We start from the raw sequence: 19,061 nt of genomic DNA, 5'->3' as shown, positions 1-19,061 counted from the left end.
TATAATGATTGAATCATTATTATTAGCAGTAATTGCCTTTTTAGCGGCAATTGATGAATATACATTTGGTGCCTCAATGATGGGGCGACCATTATTTACAAGTATGTTTGTAGGTTTAGTATTAGGTGACTTACAAGCAGGGGTAACAATTGGTGCAACACTAGAATTAATGTTTATGGGTTCTATTATGGTTGGTAGTGCAACCCCACCAGAAGTTTATGCATCAAGTGTTTTAGGAACAGCTATTGCAATTCAAACAAATCAAGGTGTAGGAACTGCGGTTGCATTAGCGTTGCCACTATCAATCTTTCTTCAAATGTGGAGAAACTTCTGTTATGCAGTACCAGCAAGTTATGCAGGTAAAATGATCGAAACTGCAATTGATAACAGAAACTTTAATAAAGCAAAACTTATTCACCTTACGACGATGCCAATTGTTGTAGGTATACCATCTGCATTATTAGTATTCTTTGCGACATATTTTGGTACAGATGCAATCAATAGTGCAATAAATATGATCCCAGAAGTTGTATTAAATGGATTTGATGTTGCTGCAGGAGTTCTATCTTGTGTTGGGCTTGCATTATTAATTAAGATGATGGCAAATAAAAAATTGATGCCTTATTTATTCATTGGATTTATCGCTGTAATGTACTTAGGTATGGATGTTATTGGAGTAGCGGTAGCAGGATTATGTTTTGCATTGTTGGCAGTAAACCAAATGCAAATAGCTGAAGAGGAGGAACTATAATGGAAGGAAACAAACAACCACTTATCGGAAAAAAAGAAATTAACAGTATGTTCTGGCGTTCTTTCTTTATGCAATCTTCTTGGTCATTTGATAAAATGATGGCATATGGACAAATGTATGCAATTGAAAAGTCTTTAAGAAAAATTTATCCAAATGACGATGATTATTATGCTGCATTAAAAAGACATTGTGAAACATACAATGTAACACCACATATTTCACCATTTATCATGGGGATCAGTGTTGCAATGGAAGAAGAAAATGCAAAATCAGAATCATTTGATGTATCTTCAATCAATAAAATTGAAGTAGGGTTAATGGGTCCATTATCAGGAATTGGGGATTCATTTTTCTGGGGTACATTCCGTGTAATTGCTGCGGGTATTGGTATCGGTTTTGCACAAGAAGGAAATGTCCTTGGTTGTATTTTATATTTTGTATTGTATACAGCTATTCACTTTATTGTTAAATGGTTATCAGCAAAATATGGATATAAGATTGGTACAAAGTTATTAGATGATAGTGAAGAAAGTCACATGATGGATAAATTATCATATGGAGCTTCTATTCTTGGGTTAACTGTTATTGGAGCAATGATTGGCACAATGGTAACTTTATCTACTTCACTAACGATGAACTTTGGTGGTACGGAAACAACTTTACAAAGTATTTTTGATCAAATATTCCCTGGTATCTTACCACTTGGAGCAACATTTATCTGTGTTTGGTTATTCAATAAGAACGTAAAAACTATTTACATTATTATTGGTATCTTCGTGTTATGTATTTTAGGATCGATGTGTGGAATCTTCTAAACGATTAATTGCATTTGACCTAGATGGAACTTTAAATAAAACTGAGGTTTATGCATTGGATGCATATCGAAATACACTTAAAGAATTGGGTGTTGGTCCATTCAGTGACGAGGAAATTCTTGATCGTTTTGGAGCAACGCATGAGGAAGATATAAAATATTTCCTTGGAAATGATGTTACTGAAAATCAAGCAAAGAAATACTCAATTACGCTTGATAGATATTGGCAAGAAGCGCAAAGTAATAAATGTGAGTCATATCCAATGGTTGCTAGTACACTGCAATCGCTTAAGGAGAATGGCTATTATCTATGCATTTGCTCTAATGCTCCATATGATGAAATTGTTGGAACATTAAAGCGACTTGATTTGTTTGACTATTTTGATGATATACAAGGACTTACTCCTGAATGTGATAAAGTGTATAGCTTACGGGAGTTAGTAAAAAAGCACGAACCTCGTTCGCTTACAATGGTAGGTGACAGATACTATGACTATTTGGCTGCAAAAGAAAATCAGGCAACATTCATCGGATGTGCATATGGTTATGGAAAAGATGAAGAACTGAAACATGCAGATTATGTTATTCATAGTATTCAAGAAATTGAAAGTATAATGAAAGTCATATGCTAAGGCATGTGGCTTTTCATTAAGGAAGGAAGGTCATGGAATTTATAGGTAAAATTGTAATTTACATTATTATGTTTTGTGCTTTTCTAGGTGCAATTTCCTCACTACGTAAGGATGAAAATCTACTTGGATTAGAGTTTGTTAAGGGAATTGAATCAATTGGAACCATTTTTTTATCAGTTGGAGGAGTAATGGCATCTATTCCTATATTAACAAAGTTGATAACATCCATAATTTCTCCATTGTATCAAATGGTTGGTGCAGATTCTGCAATGGCAGCAACGACATTTCTTGCTGTTGATATGGGAGGTTATCAACTTGCTGATGTGCTTTCAGATACAAGAGAATCATGGATTATGGCAATGGTCGCAGGATATATGGCAGGTGCAACGATCGTATTTACCATTCCGGTAGCATTGCGAATTTTAAAAAAAGAAGACCATAAATTTCTTGCATATGGCGTATTAGCTGGATTTGTTTCTATTCCGATTGGTGTCCTTGTATCATCACTTAGTATGGTTATTACCAATCCGTTAATACGTGATGTTGTAAGTACATCATCTTCCTTAAATTATCAACTTCAACTAAGTATAGTAGTCATGATTCGTAATTTATTACCTTTGTTGGTAGTGTGTGCAATCATCGTAGTTGGTTTAATAAAGGTTCCAAATACAATGATTCAAGGATTTCAAATGTTTGGAAATATGTTTAATGCAATCATGCGTATGATATTTGTTATTTGTGTTATTGAACATTTTACATCCATTTTTTCGAACATTTGCATATGGTTAGATATCCCTTGGCTTTTAGATCCAATGATTGCTGATACAAGCAATATAAATCGTGCGTTAGAAAATGCAGGATATATAGGTATTATGCTATGTGGTACTTTTCCAATGATGTATTTAATAAAGAAGTACTTTATTAAGCATATAATTAAAGTTGGTGATGCATTTGGGTTAAGTGATAAGCTTATGGTAGGTTTGATTGGTTGTTGTGCAAATGTGCTAGCATCGTTGGTTCTAGTTGAGGATTTAGATGATGAAGATAAGGTAATAGTATTAGCGTTTTCAGTATGTGGGTCATTCTTGTTAGGTGATCACCTTGCCTTCACAACTAACTATCAACCTAGTTTAGTAATGTACATTATATTAGGTAAACTTGTAGCAGGAATATGTGCAATTATTATTGCAAAAAAAGCAATTATTCCAATAATGAAAAAAGAGATAATGTAGATAAAGAAAAGCGGTAAGTTGATTTACCGCTTTGTTAGTATTTCACTTTTAATATAAGAAACAGTTTCATCTAATCCGTTTTCACTTAAGTATACAAGTAAGTGTCGAATGAGTTTGTCTGTTTCAGGGTGGATAATTAAATATCCATTTCCATTGTCATAATAATCTAGTGCACTACTATCTGTGTATGCATCTTTTTGATATATCTTTGAGGCAACAACACGATCACAAAACATTTCAACAACATACTTGGTAGGCATCTGAATCGGCTTGATTCCACCAACTGCATTATCTAGCCAGTATTCCCAGTGATGCTTATTTCTACCTTTGTGGTGAAGCCATCCTAAAGAATATCCTTTGTCTTCTTTTTCTGCATCAATCGGACTTCGATTTCCTTGGAAATATTTTACTCCAGAACTAAATTCGATCCATGAATACTTAGATAAATCATGTAATAGTCCTTGCTTGTATATTCCACATCGAAAGCATAATGCAGTAACTTTAATCTTGTGTTTATTAATGGTAGTTAAATGTCCCCAATATTTTTGCCATAAATTCATATGATTATCATAGCATAAATCTAATCCAAGTTTTCTAGCAACTTAAAAGAATCATGTGAAATGATGAAAAGAAGATGAAGTTTTAGTTAAATTGGTTTATGATGAATACAGAAGAGGTGAACCTAATGAAATATTTAGAATTACAAAATGGAATGAAAGTAAGTCAACTAGCCTTCGGTTGTATGCGTATTAGTGATATGAGTGTAACTGACTTTACAGAACTTGTAAAAGAAGCACTTAAAGAAGGCGTAAATTTCTTTGACCATGCAGATATTTATGGTGGTGGAAAAAGTGAAAAACTATTTGGAGAAGTACTAAAACAAAACCCTGAACTACGTAAAGAGATGATCATTCAATCAAAATGTGGAATTCGCCGTGGTGAACATGTGGGATATTTTGATTTTAGTAAAGAACACATCATCAATAGCGTAAATCAAAGTATTGAACGAATGAACTGTGAATACTTAGATGTATTGGTTTTACATAGACCGGATACATTAGCTGATCCAAAAGAAATTGCTGAAGCATTTGATGAACTTGAAGCAAGTGGAAAAGTAAAAGCATTTGGTGTGAGTAATATGAATCCAATGCAAATGGAATTACTACAAAAAGCATGTAAACAAAAATTGATGTTCAATCAATTACAATTAAGTCCTGTTCATTCACTAATGATGACACAAGGTCTATTTACAAATATGAAAGAAAGTCAAAGTATTGATCATGATGGAAGCATTCTTGATTACTGTCGTTTACATGATGTTACAATTCAACCATGGAGTATTATGCAAGCAAGTTGGGAAGAAGGAACTTTCCTAAATAACCTAGACTATCAAAAGTTGAATGATACATTAGATATGTATGCAAAGAAATACGATGTTAGTAAAAGTGCAGTTGTTATTGCTTGGTTCTTACGCCACCCAGCAAACTTCCAACCAATCTTTGGAACAACAAGTGTGAATCACCTTCGTGAGATGTGTGCAGGATGTAATGTTGAACTAAGTAGAGAAGAATGGTATCACATTTACATTGATGCAATTGGACACGCATTACCATAAAGAAATAATGAACACATGGATGTAAAAATCTATGTGTTTTTTTAATGTGTTTTGTGTAAATTAAATGACTTTTATTTATATGATGCAAAACAATCATGATATAATTTGTGTGTGTTTTATAAGGAGGATTTTCAAATGTTAAAAATAACACAAAGAGGGTTAACGAAACTCGTTGCCTTATTTGCGGTTGTTTTCGTTGCATGTACAGCAATGTTTTCAACGAACGCAATGGCAAATGCCAATGAAACTGCAAACACATACGTGAATGCAGAAAGTGATGTTACAGTAAACGCCAAGGTAGATCCAGGTACTGATGATACATATACAGTAACTGGTACGTTTAAAGCGATACCTAAAGAGTTAACAGTAACAAATCAAAAAGATGTAGATGTAGTGTTTGTGCTTGATTCATCTGGAAGTATGGGATTTGGTATGGACGGTGCCAATACCATTGCAGGAAAAGATGAAAAAACAAGAAATGAAGTAGTAGTTGAAAATACAAAGAAACTCGCTGAAGCAATTATGAACAGTAATGCAAATAATCGTGTGGCTGCAGTAGACTTTGATTCAACAGCGAAAACACTTACGACTTTCACTTCAGATTTAACAACTTTCAACAATGCAGTTGATAGACTAGATAAAACTGGTGGAACATATCTTGGAAGTGGGATTAAAGAGGCTGAAAAATTAATCAGTGAAGACACGAATACGGAAGATCGAGTAAAAGTTATTATTGCGATTACTGATGGTCAAGATGACCCATCTTCAAATGCAAGTTTAACTCTGTCTCATTTTAAAAGTTTGAAGGATACAACAACTATCTATCGCCTAATTGGAATGGGATTCTCAGAAGACAAGAATAAAGAAGGTGCAGATGCACTAAACAATTTATCAGCTTCGGTTGGAGCAAACGTGAATGCTCAAACATACATTATTCCATTGGAAGAAGATATATTAGAAGATGTGCTTAATAGTATTCATACTGAGGTTTCAAAAGCGATGATTGATATGGTGAATGTAGATGTAACACTTCCAGAAAGCTATGATTTTGTGGCTGATTCACTAGAAATCACAGAAGAAAACGGAGCAGACATCCAAGGTGGTAGTGCTGGTTATATACATGACTTTATGTTTGGGGTAAGTAGTCCAACTACTGGAACGTATACATATTCATACAAAGTGAAAATTAACCAAGCAGAAGCTGCTAAGTTAACACAAAAAGAGTTTAAGACAACAACCATTCAACAAAAAGTAACTTTTAATTACACATATGGTGAAGAAAAAGGTACAGTAGCAATTGATGAAGCAGTTGATTTAACAACACATAAAGTAAGTGTTAGCTCATGTGAAAACTCTGCAATTGAAAATACATATAAAACTACTGAGTATTATGTAGGAAACGGTGCAAGTCATACGGCTACATGGGCACCTAAAGATGCAAACGCAAAATTAGAACAAGTTGTAGTGACTACATATCCAATGAATAAAGATGCTGTTGTTAGTGCAGTTGATCTTACTACATTATCAGGAAATGCATATGCACTTACAGATATTATGGATTGTACAAATATCTATGTAGGATATGAAAAATCAGCGCCTAGTATTGCACCAGATGTAAAAGATACACCAAAGGATGAACCAAAGAAACTTCCAAGTGTAGCTACTGGTCAAAACTCAACAGGACTTGTTGTTATGTTAGTGACTTTAGCAGGAGCTAGTTTATATTTAGCATATAGACTAAACCGTTACCGTAAGTCATTATAGGAATAGATACATATAGAAATCAGTTGTTTAGGCAATTGGTTTCTTTTTTCTATGCACAAAACAGGAAATATGGTGTAATGTAAGTACATACTTGAGGGGATACTATGGATATAACAATACGAGAAATGAAACAATCAGACTGGAAGCAAGTGGCTTCAATTTACAAGCAAGGAATTGAGACAAATCTTGCAACATTTCAAACAGAAATACCAACATATGACGCATGGGATAAGTCACATCTAAAGCAGCTAAGATATGTTGCATGTATTCAAGACAAGGTTGTTGGTTGGGTTGCACTAAGTTCAACATCGTCAAGAGAAGTATATAAAGGTGTTTGCGAGATCAGTGTTTATATTGATCGTTCGTATGCAGGATGTCATATTGCGTCTAACTTGTATGAACAAATGATTCCCGCATCTGAAAAACAGGGGATTTGGACATTACAAGCTGGAATTATGGAAGAAAACATCGCAAGCATTAAGCTACACGAAAAACATGGATTTCGAAATGTTGGTTATCGTGAACGCATAGGAAAAGATATTCTTGGTATATGGAGAAACACCATATTGATGGAACGTAGAAGTGCATGTATAAAGTAAAACAAAAATAAAACGCCAACTCTCAAGCAATATGAGAACTGGCGTTTTATAATATTCTATTGTTTGTTTTTACGGTTGGCTAGAATTCCTTTTACAATAAGTACAATTGCAACAACATCAATAACTAATGTAATTGAACCTAATGCAATTTTATCTGATTGTACATCTGATTTTAATGCAACTCGTAAGATAATATCAAGTACCAATAGCGCAACTCCAAAAAGAATCATTTTCGTATTTTTATTCATGTGATTTCCCCCTTTGCACGCGTTTTAGTATATCATAATGTGCAATATAAAATACATAATTTTTGATAGACAAAAAAAGAAACCATGACAATGCATGATTTCTAGCGTTTATTTTTGAAGATCTGCAGCAACTTTTCTAGCTACATATACACCACTAGCACTTGCGTGACTTAATGAGTGTGTAACTCCACTACAATCACCAATAACATAAAGTCCTTTATGTTTTGTTTCTAGTTGGTTATCAACATCTACTTGTAAGTTATAGAATTTAACTTCAACTCCATATAGTAAAGTGTCATCACTTGCTGTTCCTGGAGCAATTTTATCTAATGCATATAGCATTTCAATAATATCATCAAGTTGACGTTTTGGTATGACAAGACTTAAATCACCAGGTGTTGCATTTAGTGTTGGTGTCACAAATCCATCATCAATTCTTGATTGTGTTGAACGTTGTCCACGAATCAAATCACCAAAACGTTGGACAAGAACTCCTCCAGATAACATGTTTGATAAACGTGCAATACTTTCTCCATATTCATTAGAATCTTTAAATGGTTCCGTGAACTTGTTAGAAACAAGTAAAGCAAAGTTCGTGTTTTCTGAGAAACATCCTTTGTCTTCGTATGAGTGTCCGTTTACAGTAATAACACCATTTGTATTTTCATTTACAACAATTCCGCGTGGGTTCATACAGAATGTACGAACTTTATCTTGGAATTTTTCTGTACGATAAATAATTTTACTTTCGTATACTTCATCTGTGATATCTTCAAATACAGCAGCAGGTAGTTCTACACGAACCCCAATATCTACACGGTTACTACGTGTTTCAATATTTAAGTTATCGCAAATCGATTGCATCCATTTTGAACCTGAACGACCCGTTGAAATGATACAAGTATCACATTCGTATACCGTTTCACCAACATATACTTTATAATCATGGTCACTTACTTTCTCAATTTTTGTTACTGAGGAATGGAATTTCCAATCAATTGTATCTTCTAATTCTTTGTATAGGTTTTCTAGAATGATGTAGTTTAAGTCTGTTCCTAAGTGACGAACTTGTGCATCAAGTAAATGCAATTCGTGTTGCAAACAGCGCTTTTTCAATTCAGAATTTGCAGTAGAGAATTTACGAGCACTTGCTCCACCGTATTCCATATTAATATCATCTACATAATTCATTAGATCAAGTGCTTCTTGTTTTCCAACGTATTCGTGTAAGTTTCCACCAAATTCGTTAGTGATGTTGTATTTTCCATCAGAGAATGCACCTGCACCACCGAAACCTTTCATAATGTCACAACTTGGACATGAGATACAGCTTCGAATATTTACACCATCGATAGGACAGTGGCGTTTACTTAGTGGATTTCCTGCCTCTAGTACTAGGATGTTAAGTTCTTTGTTTTTTCTTGTTAGTTCTAGTGCTGAGAAAATCCCACCAGGACCAGCTCCAACGATGATTACGTCATATTTCATAGTTATCTTACCCCCATTGGTATTATAAGGAATTTAGTTAAAAGTGCAAGCGTTATATTCACTTTCTTATTGTGGTATAATAATAGACACGAAAATGGAGAAAATGATATGTTCCAAGATACAATTGTAGCGATTGCAACTGCACTCCAACAAGGCCCCATTGCCATTGTTCGAATGAGTGGTCCAGATGCAATAGAAATCGCAAGCACATTATTACATAAAGATTTACATCAACAAGCAAGCCATACGATTACATATGGTTTTATTCGTGATCCAAAAAACGGTGAGAAAGTTGATGAAGTGCTTGTTTCCTTATTTAAAGCACCAAAAACATATACTGGTGAAGATATGGTGGAAATCAACTGTCATGGTGGTTCATACATTACCAAAGAAATCTTACGTTTATGTTTGGAAAATGGTGCGCGTATGGCAAATCCTGGTGAGTTCAGTCAACGTGGATATCTAAACGGTAAAATGGATTTAACGAAAGCAGAAGGAATTCATGACATGGTGTTTGCGCAAGATAAAAACAACGCACGTATGGCAATTCAAGCGATCCAAGGAAGTGTTGTCAAAGTCATGGATCCATTGTTAGAAAAACTACTTGATATTATTGCGAATATTGAGGTGAATATTGATTACCCTGAATATGATGATGTAGAACTATTAACTGCTGAAATCTTATTACCAAAAACGTTAGATTTATTAAAGGATATTGATGAGGTGTTACGTCGTGCATCCTCAGGTAAAGTTTTACGTGAAGGTATTAAAACCGCAATTATTGGAAAGCCGAATGTTGGAAAATCAAGTTTATTAAATGCCCTGCTTGAGGAAGATAAAGCGATTGTTTCTGATATTGAAGGAACAACACGTGATATTGTAGAAGGTAGTATCCGTTTGGATAATGTAACATTACATCTAATTGATACAGCAGGAATTCGTCAAAGCGATGATACAATTGAGAAAATTGGAATTGATCGTTCGAAGAAAATGGTTGAAGAAGCACAACTTGTACTTGTGGTATTTGATGGTTCAAAACCATTGGATGTACAAGATGAAGAATTACTTGCTATTAGTGAAGGAAAAGATCGCTTACTTATCTATAATAAAAAAGATGAGAAAACACATGATGGAATTAACATTTCTGCTAAAGATGGAGATGTTGATGTCTTAATGGATGCTTTGAATGAAAAATACCAAGAATTCCATCAAGCATACCAAATGCCAATGCTGCAAAACGAACGTCAATTATCTTTAATGGCAAAAGCTAAAGTTTCTTTAGTGAAAGCAAAGGAAGCACTTGAGTTAGGCTATGAACTAGATCTAGTGACAATTGATCTTCAAGATGCATATTATTCACTAAAAGAAATCCTTGGTGAAGTAAGTAAAGATGATTTACTTGATACATTATTCTCAAAATTTTGTTTAGGTAAATAGGTAGGAGTATATATGGATTATTCGTTAATTGATACACATGCACATCTTACATTTGATCGACTATATGAAAGAGTTGATGAAATTATACAACATGCTAAAGATGCTCATTTTAATAAAATCGTTTGTATTTGTACAAGCGTTGTTGAGTTTGAACGCGCATTAACTTTACAAGCAAAATATACTGATATGATAGATATAGCCCTAGGCTTTCATCCTAGTGATTTATTTGATATTAAAGAATCGGATCTGCAGCGTTTAGAACAAGCATGTCAAAATCATGAAATTATCGCAATTGGTGAAATTGGATTAGATTATCACTATGATGGTACAGATATTGAAATGCAAAAAGAATTATTTATGAAACAAATTGAATTAGCCAATACATATGATTATCCGATTTTAATTCATATGCGTGATGCAACAAAAGATACATTGGATATACTTGCAGCACACTGCAAGACGAAGTTTTTGATGCACTGTTTTAGTGGTAGTAAAGAAACTGCAGAAATCGTGATGAAAATGGGCGGATATATTTCGTTTGCTGGACCACTTACATTCAAAAATGCACGTGGTTTATTAGAGGTGCCTGCAGTTGTGCCAATCGATCGAATGTTTATTGAAACCGATTGTCCATTTTTGACTCCACATCCATTTCGTGGAAAAGAAAATGAACCGATGTATGCAAGTTATACGTTTGCAAAATTAGTAGAACTACTAGATATTGATCCAAACGTATTAGCGGATCAAATGCAAGAAAACTACAAGCATTTTTTCAAACTATAGCTTTTTGCCTATACATGCTATAATTATGGAGAACTTATGAAAATACAAACATGTGAAGTATGTCAAAAGGAAATACAAACGAAGAAAAAAATTATGTTTGCCCATATTCGTTGTGAGCATTGTCGCGCAGAGTATGAACTAAAAAGCGAAGCTTGGCGTTGGTATATTCTTTTTCCTTTTGTGAGTGTTATATTCGCCATGTTTATTTCAATTAATATATTAAAAACAGATGATATATTTCTAAAGATGATCATTATATTAGGAAGTGCAGGGATCATGTATCGAATCTTGTGCTACCTTGGTTTTTATTTCCACTTTTTATGCTATCAATTGCGTAAAAAGGGATAGGAGGATCTATGACAAATTCGATGCAAGGAAAAAAGGAAACCCTACAAAAACGCATGAAGCAACGCTCAAGTGACTATGATCGTTATGGGCGATATATGGCACAAAATTTCACGCGTAAGAATTTATGGATGCGCTTTATTGCGGAATTGGGTGATATTGCCTTTATGTTACTTCCAGTCATTTTATGGCTTGTTGTTTTTATACTTACAAGTAGTGGTTTTATCAGTGTAAGTTTATTGAATTTTGCGGCTATTGTTACCGTCATTTTGATTGTAATATTTGCAATTGGTGCAAACACGTATTTGACAATTATGTTTAAAGGTCAAAGTTTTGGTAAAATTGCAATGCGTTTAAAAGTAGTAAATAGCGATGGAAGTGAATGTTCAAGAAAGAAATTATTCGTTCGTGAAGCATTCGGTAAAACGTTACCAATGTTTGCCTTTTATGGGTTATTTTCATTATTCACAAATGGAATATTAGGAATACTTGCATTTTTAGTACTTGATGGCTTACTTGTCTTTATTGATGGACGCCATCGTAGTATTATCGACTTTATCTTGAAAACAAAAGTCGTTTGTTTAAATGATGCAGTCCGTCGTGAAGATATTGTTGTTGAAAAACCAGCAGCTAAAGAAACACCAAAGGCAGAAAATACGATTGATTTACATCTGATTTCTACATTCTCTCATGATGGAGAATACAATGTTGAAGATCTATTTAAACAAGCAAAAAAAGCCGGTGTACATACACTGTCGATTACAGATCACAATAGTGCAAAAGCAAACTTATCTGCGTTGCGTTTAGCACCTTTATATGAGATTAACTACATTCCTGGAATTTCTATCGATTGTAGTTATAAAGATATGCATATGCGTATCTTGGGTTATTTTATTGATCCTTCTGATGAACGTTTTGTGACATTGGAACATGAAAATTTAATGAAAGAAAAAGCGAGTAGTATGCGTCGTGTAAAACTCTTTGAAGAGTTTACAGGTATAGAAATCGATACCGAACAATTACTGAAAGGCAATCGTTTCCAACTTGCTTCACCAGAACTAATTGCTCGTTATGTACTAAATAATGTAAATTATAAAGATCATCAATTGATCGCACCATATTTAACTGGAAATAAACGAAATCGTCCAATTGCGAATTTCGTACAGGATTTCTTTGCACCTGGAGCAGTTGCATATTGCCCAGTTGCACATCCAAAAGTAGAAGATATGATTTCTTTGGTAAAGGCTACTGGTGGAGTTGTTATGTTAGAAGATCCAATGGTGTATTTAAAAGATGAACCTGAATATATTAGTGAACTACTAGAGTCTGGAGTTGATGGACTTGAAGTGTTCACACCTAGACAAAGTAAGAATGATGTAAAATACTTACTGAAATTGGTTAAAAAATACAATTGTGCAGTCAGTGCAGGTAGTGAATATCATGGTGAAAAACGCAAAGAATTCATACTTGGACATACGACATGTCCACTAGATGCAGAAGCACTTGTAGAAAATTTTGTGGAAACATACGCTAGCAAGAGCAAGTAAAAAAAAGTGGTTGACAAGCACTTTAGATAAGCGTAAACTAAGTACAAACATAAGCAAAGAGGCTTTGTAAGCAAAAAACTTACAAGGCCTCTTTTGTGTTTTTGCTTGTGTTTGAACCGACACAAAGGTGTGTACTTTTTATAAAGTATGCATCTTTTTTTGTTATAAGGGAGGTATGTATATGGGTTCATTTTCTGGTATTGATACGTTATGGGTATTATTGGGGGCAACACTTGTATTTTTTATGCAGGCTGGATTTGCGATGGTAGAAACAGGATTCACTAGGGCAAAAAATGCGGGAAACATTATTATGAAGAACCTAATGGACTTCGCATTAGGAACGATTGTCTTTTGGATTATTGGTTTTGGTTTGATGCAAGGAGAAGACATAGGAGGATTGGTTGGTTCATTCGATTTCTTTATTCAAGGGAATTATGATAGCAATATCCCAACTTATGTATTTGTGATATTTCAAACCGTGTTTTGTGCAACCGCAGCTACGATTGTTTCTGGAGCTATGGCAGAACGTACAAAGTTTTCTAGTTACTGTGTGTATTCAATAATTATTAGTATGATTGTATATCCAATCTCAGGTCACTGGATTTGGGGTGGCGGATGGCTAGCACAACAAGGCTTTCATGATTTTGCAGGATCGACTGCTGTGCACTTAGTTGGTGGAGTTGCCGCTTTAGTTGGTGCTAAAATTCTTGGACCACGCATTGGGAAATATGGAAAAGATGGAAGTGTAAAAGCAATTCCGGGTCATTCATTAACCCTTGGAGCACTTGGTGTGTTCATTCTGTGGTTTTGTTGGTTTGGATTTAATGGTACTTCAACATTATCGTTAAGCAGTTCAGAATCAATGGTGAGTGCAGGTAATATTTTTGTGAATACAAACTTAGCTGCTGCAAGTGCAACGGTTGTAGTTATGCTATTTACTTGGATAAAATATGAAAAGCCAGATGTGTCAATGACATTAAATGGCTCTCTTGCTGGACTTGTAGCAATTACTGCAGGATGCGATGTAGTAGATCCATTTGGTGCTGCTATTATTGGATGTTGTGCAGGGCTAGTGATGTTATTTGTTGTTTGGTTCATGGATAATATTGCACATATTGATGATCCTGTTGGTGCAATTGCTGTACATGGAGGTTGTGGTGCACTTGGAACACTAATGACAGGACTGCTTGCTGTTGATGGTGGTTTGTTTTATGGTCATGGAATGGATTTCTTTATCACGCAATGTATTGGAGTGGGGAGTGTGATGCTATGGGTTACAGTAACCATGACAATTGCTTTTATGGTTATAAAGAAAACTATAGGTTTACGAGTAACAAGGCAAGAAGAACTTGTTGGTCTTGATATTGAAGAACACGGACTTGTTTCTTCATATGCGGGTTTTAGTTTTGATGATACAACACCAACAGAACAATTAGGTGATGTATATGAATATACTCCACTGTATATGGAAAAAGAAACATCGATAACAAGTGGCATATATAAAGTGGTCATTGTATGTCGTCCAGAGTGCTTTGAAAACTTAAAAGAAGCGCTTAGTGCAATTGGAGTCATGGGATTAACCGTGACAAAAGTGCTTGGATGTGGAACACAAAAAGGACAAACGGAATATTATCGTGGTGCTAAGGTTGATACAGAGCTATTACCGAAAATAAAATGTGAGGTAGTTGTTGCTAAGGTGCCAGTTACGCTTGTAGTAGATACAGCAAAACGTGTATTATATACCGGAAATATCGGGGATGGGAAAATATTTGTATATGATGTACTTGATGCAATTAAGATTCGTACAGGAGAACAAGGCGTTGATGCACTTCAGTATGAAGACTAATAAAATAAGTTCATATAGTTTTCGATGTAGATGTAATGATACAAAAAGTAGAAGTAGACTTAGTTCATGGAGTAAGTAATGTAGTTATAGAAATTTAAGTATCGAAACTGTGAAGTTAGACTGTATCTATTCATTAATAAAGTACATAAGAAGTAAGGAATAAAGATCGACTTTACATGATAGAATTCATCGCAATGTCGATTTTTTCGATAGAAAAAGAAAAACTACTTACTTAAGAAATAAAGTGGTTATAAATCGTGAATAAATATTGTGTATTTTCACCCACAATCATGATAGTTTTATTATAAAAACAGTATAAAAAAACGTTGTTTTTTAGAAGTTCAATATGTAATAAAATGTGATGAATGCTGCGTTTTTTTATCATTTGACCCTTAATAGAAAAAACACAAATATATTTATGTGAAAATTTGGGATTTGATTGTGTAAGGGCTTTCACTATGGTATCATCAAACTTGTAAAAATCTATATGATTTTGTTATGTAGAAAATGAATAAACACTGAGGGGTGACCGAATGAATTCAATCAAGAAAACTTTCGTACTAGGGACACGAAAACTCAAAGAATTAAACACAATTTTAATGAGCAACTTTAAAGTAGGATTAAAAGTTGCTGGAACATGGGCAAATACATGTAAAATCAAAGCTAGTGTAGCTGGTGCAGAACTATTAGAATTAGCAATGGCTTTATCAAGTCAAGCAATTGTAAAAGCAGATGCAGCATTTACAGAAATCTATCCAGTAGTTATCAAACAAACGAAAACTACGTGTACTTCAATTGCAAATAAAGCAAACGTTGCTTTATCTACAATTGAAAACCGTTTTGGTAAAGTACACTTCAACTTTCAACACTTTGTATTAACAACAACTACTGCTGCTTTAGTATTTGCAGTAACATTTACATTTACTGGACTAGGACGCTCACAAGTTGATGCAGCAACTGTTCTTCGTAAAGTAGAAGTTGCTACTCCATTAAATGAAAAAGCAATCAAAGTGAACTATGGTGATGACAGTGCAATCATTGATGTTGCTAAAGAAATCATTTCAAGAAATGAAAGTAACGTATACGATGCAAAAGCAATTACACTTAATGATGGAAGCCAAGGATATGAAATTGGTAACTACGTAGTGAAATTGGATCGTATCCCAACAAAAGAATTAAGAGAAGATACTGTAGCAATTAAGATTCAATCAAAAGAAGCTTATGCAAGTGACAGTGTAAATAAAGTAGAACTAAACAACGACAAACCAGTAATCGCTGATGATGTATTTGCAGTTAACTCATACTTAGTAAATGTGAAATATGTAGATACACAAGCACCAGTAATTGCTTTATCAGAAACACATGTAGATGTACTTGATACAGGAGACTTTGATCCTCAAGCATATGTAACAGGTGTATTTGATAACTACGACGAAGTAGTGAACTACACAGTAAATGGAGAAATCGAAGAAAACGAAGATGGATTATACATCGACGGAGATTATACATTCACATATACAGCAGTTGATGCTAATGGAAACAAAGCAGAAGCACAATTAGTTGTAACTGTAAGTGAAGATGAAGAAGCTGCTGAAGAAAGACGTGAAGCAGAATTAGAAGAAGAACGTGAAGCCGAAAGAGAAGCACTTGCATTAGAAGAAGAAAACGCAAGAAACTCTCAAGTAGCTGCAGACAATGGATCTTCAGTTGACGTACCTGATTCAGTAAGTGGTAACTCAATCGTTGCTGCTGCATACGCTCAATTAGGTGTTAACCAAGACTGTACAATGTTAGTAACAAATGCATTGGCTGCTGTTGGTATTTACTACCACGGATGGCCAGCTGGATACATGAGCTTAGGAACAATCGTTCCTGCTAGCCAAGCACAACCTGGTGATTTAATTTACTACGATAACGCTGGAGCTGGAGTACCACACATCGCTGTATACATTGGTGGTGGACAAGCAATCCATGGTGGATACATGGGAACTACTGCAATCGCAAGTGCATACTTAGGTTCAGGACCTGTATTCATTCGCTTACCTTAAGTTTAATAATCAAAGATGGAAACCTAACGGAATCCATCTTTTTTATTGATTACATATATATTAATAACTTGTATATAACGTTATGACGACTAGCCAACCTAAGTGTAAATAATGACTACAAATGCATAATAAAAGAAGCTGTATACATTAGAGGAATATCTCTTACGTATAACAGCTTCTTTATTTACTTAGTGCTTGTTAGGTTGAATGGTTCAACAAACGTTGCAATTCGTGATAGTGCTTCTTTGATCTCTTCTAAACTTGATGCGTAAGATACACGGATAAATCCAGTACCTGCTTCACCAAATGCAGTCCCAGGAACGCAGGCAACGCGCTGCTCTTTAATAAGTCGTTCACAGAATTCATCACTTGTTAGTCCGGTTGGACGAATGTCTGGGAAGATATAAAATGCACCTTTTGGTAGATGCGTTGGTAGCCCCATTTTATTAAATCCATCAACGATTAAGTTGCGTCGTGCTTTATATGCTAAGCGCATTGCATCAACATTTTTTTGCCCATTTTTAAGTGCTTCAATTGCAGCGTATTGTGCAGTAGTTGGTGCACTCATAATTGCAAATTGATGAATCTTAATGACTGCTTGAAGTATTGTACTTGGACCAAGTAAATATCCAAGTCGCCATCCTGTCATCGCGAATGCTTTTGAGAATCCATTGACGATTAAGACTTGATCTTTGATTTCAGGAAAATGTGCAAGTGATGCATGTTCACCTTCATAAATTAACTCTGAGTAGATCTCATCACTAATTACAATAATTTCATGTTCCTTGATAATTGGAACAAGTTTTGTATAGTCTTCTTTACTCATTGTTCCTCCGGTTGGATTACCAGGGAAGTTGATCATCAATAATTTTGTCTTATCGGTAATACATGCTTTAAGTCCTTCTGGTGTAATTTTAAATTCGTCTTGATGTTGTAGTGGTAAATACTTTACAACACCACCAGCCATGTGTACCGTTGGCTCATACGAGACAAAACAAGGTGTAGCAACAATGACTTCATCTCCAGGATTTAATAATGCACGAAAACAGTTGTCGAGTGCTTCACTTCCACCAATTGTAACTAAGCAATCAGTTTCTGCTTGATACTCTAAATCATAGCGACGTTTATAATAATCGCAGATTTGTTTACGCAATTCTAAAAGTCCTGCATTTTCTGTATAGTGTGTATGCCCTTGTTCGATCGAATATATTCCAGCTTCACGAATGTGCCATGGTGTATCGAAATCAGGTTCACCAACTCCCAGTGAAATGACATCTTCAATTTGTTTAGCGACGTCGAAGAATTTTCGAATTCCACTAGGTTTCATTTGTTTTACAACTGTACTTAATTTATCTTCAAGTTTCATTATGGCGTAACAACAAGTCTTTCACTGACTGTCTCTTCATCTTTCATAATCACGCCGCTTGTTTTGTATGTTTGTAAAACAAATAATGTACTTGTTGAAGTGATACCTTCAATACATGCAAGTTTAGTCGCAACAAAGCTTGCCACTTCTTTCATGGTTTGTCCATGAATCATAATAATGAAATCACTTTTTCCACTAGTTAAATACATTGATTCAACTTCAGGATAGTTATAAATCTTTTTAGCGATATTATCATATCCGTGATCACGTTCAGGAATCGCATCACAATAAATAATCGATGTGACTTGTTCCTCGCTTGTTTTATCCCAATTGATAATCGTGTGGTAACCACAGATGATTTTCTTTTGCTCCAAGGCGGCGATTCTTTGCTCCACATCTTGTAAGTCTGTTTGCAAGATAACTGCAAGATCTTCAGTGTTATACTTCGCATTTGCAGCTAATAATTGTAGTAATTCTAAATCGTTCATATACTGCCTCCTTTTTATATGGTTTCTATTGTACAGTATTTTTATTATAAAAACGATA

At 34.6% G+C, this 19,061-nt stretch carries 18 protein-coding genes; 13 read left to right on the top strand and 5 right to left on the bottom strand.

The genetic code is table 11. The features are described from left to right. Positions 1-4: 4 nt before the first annotated feature. From EDD63_RS01570 to EDD63_RS01555, 4 genes are read left to right on the top strand one after another with little or no spacing between them, the layout of a single operon-like run. Complete coding sequence (locus EDD63_RS01570) at positions 5-751, top strand: PTS mannose/fructose/sorbose/N-acetylgalactosamine transporter subunit IIC (protein WP_134167792.1); 747 nt, start codon at positions 5-7, stop codon at positions 749-751. Beyond that, positions 751-1,566, top strand: coding sequence for a PTS system mannose/fructose/sorbose family transporter subunit IID (locus EDD63_RS01565; RefSeq protein ID WP_134167790.1), 816 nt, complete (start codon positions 751-753; stop codon positions 1,564-1,566). The genes EDD63_RS01570 and EDD63_RS01565 overlap by 1 nt, the downstream gene beginning before the upstream one ends. Continuing rightward, positions 1,553-2,197: an HAD family hydrolase gene (locus EDD63_RS01560; RefSeq protein WP_134167788.1), complete on the top strand. Its 645-nt coding sequence runs from the start codon at positions 1,553-1,555 to the stop codon at positions 2,195-2,197. The genes EDD63_RS01565 and EDD63_RS01560 overlap by 14 nt, the downstream gene beginning before the upstream one ends. Before the next feature lie 32 nt (positions 2,198-2,229). After that, positions 2,230-3,429 (top strand): ethanolamine utilization protein EutH, encoded by a 1,200-nt coding sequence (locus EDD63_RS01555; RefSeq protein WP_134167786.1) that lies wholly within the window; start codon positions 2,230-2,232, stop codon positions 3,427-3,429. Between the two features lie 23 nt (positions 3,430-3,452). Here EDD63_RS01555 and EDD63_RS01550 read toward each other — a convergent pair whose 3' ends face one another. After that, positions 3,453-3,989, bottom strand: a complete 537-nt coding sequence (locus EDD63_RS01550; protein ID WP_134167784.1) for a DUF5662 family protein — start codon at positions 3,987-3,989, stop codon at positions 3,453-3,455. A gap of 125 nt (positions 3,990-4,114) precedes the next feature. Between EDD63_RS01550 and EDD63_RS01545 the strand changes: the two genes are divergently transcribed. From EDD63_RS01545 to EDD63_RS01535, 3 genes are all read left to right on the top strand, one after another. After that, positions 4,115-5,044, top strand: a complete 930-nt coding sequence (locus EDD63_RS01545; protein ID WP_134167782.1) for an aldo/keto reductase — start codon at positions 4,115-4,117, stop codon at positions 5,042-5,044. 135 nt (positions 5,045-5,179) lie between these two features. Continuing rightward, positions 5,180-6,808, top strand: a complete 1,629-nt coding sequence (locus EDD63_RS01540; protein ID WP_134167780.1) for a vWA domain-containing protein — start codon at positions 5,180-5,182, stop codon at positions 6,806-6,808. A 104-nt stretch (positions 6,809-6,912) separates the two neighbouring features. Further along, positions 6,913-7,407: a GNAT family N-acetyltransferase gene (locus EDD63_RS01535; protein ID WP_134167778.1), complete on the top strand. Its 495-nt coding sequence runs from the start codon at positions 6,913-6,915 to the stop codon at positions 7,405-7,407. A gap of 56 nt (positions 7,408-7,463) precedes the next feature. On the opposite strand, the gene EDD63_RS01530 is transcribed toward EDD63_RS01535, so the two are convergent. Together EDD63_RS01530 and EDD63_RS01525 are read right to left on the bottom strand one after the other, a co-directional pair. Beyond that, positions 7,464-7,655, bottom strand: coding sequence for a hypothetical protein (locus tag EDD63_RS01530; RefSeq protein WP_134167777.1), 192 nt, complete (start codon positions 7,653-7,655; stop codon positions 7,464-7,466). A 108-nt stretch (positions 7,656-7,763) separates the two neighbouring features. Beyond that, positions 7,764-9,143 (bottom strand): NAD(P)/FAD-dependent oxidoreductase, encoded by a 1,380-nt coding sequence (locus EDD63_RS01525; RefSeq protein WP_134167775.1) that lies wholly within the window; start codon positions 9,141-9,143, stop codon positions 7,764-7,766. A gap of 108 nt (positions 9,144-9,251) precedes the next feature. Between EDD63_RS01525 and mnmE the strand changes: the two genes are divergently transcribed. The 6 genes from mnmE to EDD63_RS01495 all read left to right on the top strand — a co-directional run bounded on the left by mnmE (position 9,252) and on the right by EDD63_RS01495 (position 17,149). Further along, positions 9,252-10,580 carry a tRNA uridine-5-carboxymethylaminomethyl(34) synthesis GTPase MnmE gene (mnmE, locus tag EDD63_RS01520; RefSeq protein ID WP_134167773.1) on the top strand — a complete coding sequence of 443 codons (1,329 nt, stop codon included), beginning with the start codon at positions 9,252-9,254 and terminating at the stop codon, positions 10,578-10,580. A gap of 12 nt (positions 10,581-10,592) precedes the next feature. Continuing rightward, positions 10,593-11,363, top strand: coding sequence for a TatD family hydrolase (locus EDD63_RS01515; protein ID WP_134167771.1), 771 nt, complete (start codon positions 10,593-10,595; stop codon positions 11,361-11,363). 36 nt (positions 11,364-11,399) lie between these two features. After that, positions 11,400-11,711, top strand: coding sequence for a hypothetical protein (locus EDD63_RS01510; protein ID WP_134167769.1), 312 nt, complete (start codon positions 11,400-11,402; stop codon positions 11,709-11,711). Positions 11,712-11,719: 8 nt separating this feature from the next. Then, the gene (locus tag EDD63_RS01505; protein WP_134167767.1) at positions 11,720-13,255 is read left to right on the top strand and encodes an RDD family protein; all 1,536 of its coding nucleotides are present in this window, start codon (positions 11,720-11,722) and stop codon (positions 13,253-13,255) included. 181 nt (positions 13,256-13,436) lie between these two features. Then, positions 13,437-15,101, top strand: coding sequence for an ammonium transporter (locus tag EDD63_RS11700; protein WP_134167764.1), 1,665 nt, complete (start codon positions 13,437-13,439; stop codon positions 15,099-15,101). A 533-nt stretch (positions 15,102-15,634) separates the two neighbouring features. After that, entirely contained in the window at positions 15,635-17,149 is a 1,515-nt protein-coding gene (locus tag EDD63_RS01495; RefSeq protein ID WP_243833717.1) for an NlpC/P60 family protein, read from the top strand. Between the two features lie 184 nt (positions 17,150-17,333). Here EDD63_RS01495 and EDD63_RS01490 read toward each other — a convergent pair whose 3' ends face one another. Next, positions 17,334-18,515, bottom strand: coding sequence for a pyridoxal phosphate-dependent aminotransferase (locus EDD63_RS01490; RefSeq protein ID WP_134167762.1), 1,182 nt, complete (start codon positions 18,513-18,515; stop codon positions 17,334-17,336). After that, complete coding sequence (locus EDD63_RS01485) at positions 18,515-19,003, bottom strand: Lrp/AsnC family transcriptional regulator (protein WP_134167760.1); 489 nt, start codon at positions 19,001-19,003, stop codon at positions 18,515-18,517. The genes EDD63_RS01490 and EDD63_RS01485 overlap by 1 nt, the downstream gene beginning before the upstream one ends. Positions 19,004-19,061 lie beyond the last annotated feature (58 nt).

The organism is Breznakia blatticola, from assembly GCF_004365815.1.
Lineage (GTDB): Bacteria > Bacillota_I > Bacilli_A > Erysipelotrichales > Erysipelotrichaceae > Breznakia > Breznakia blatticola.
Note: the sequence above shows the minus strand (reverse complement) of the source record. Positions and strands in the feature narration are given on the sequence as shown.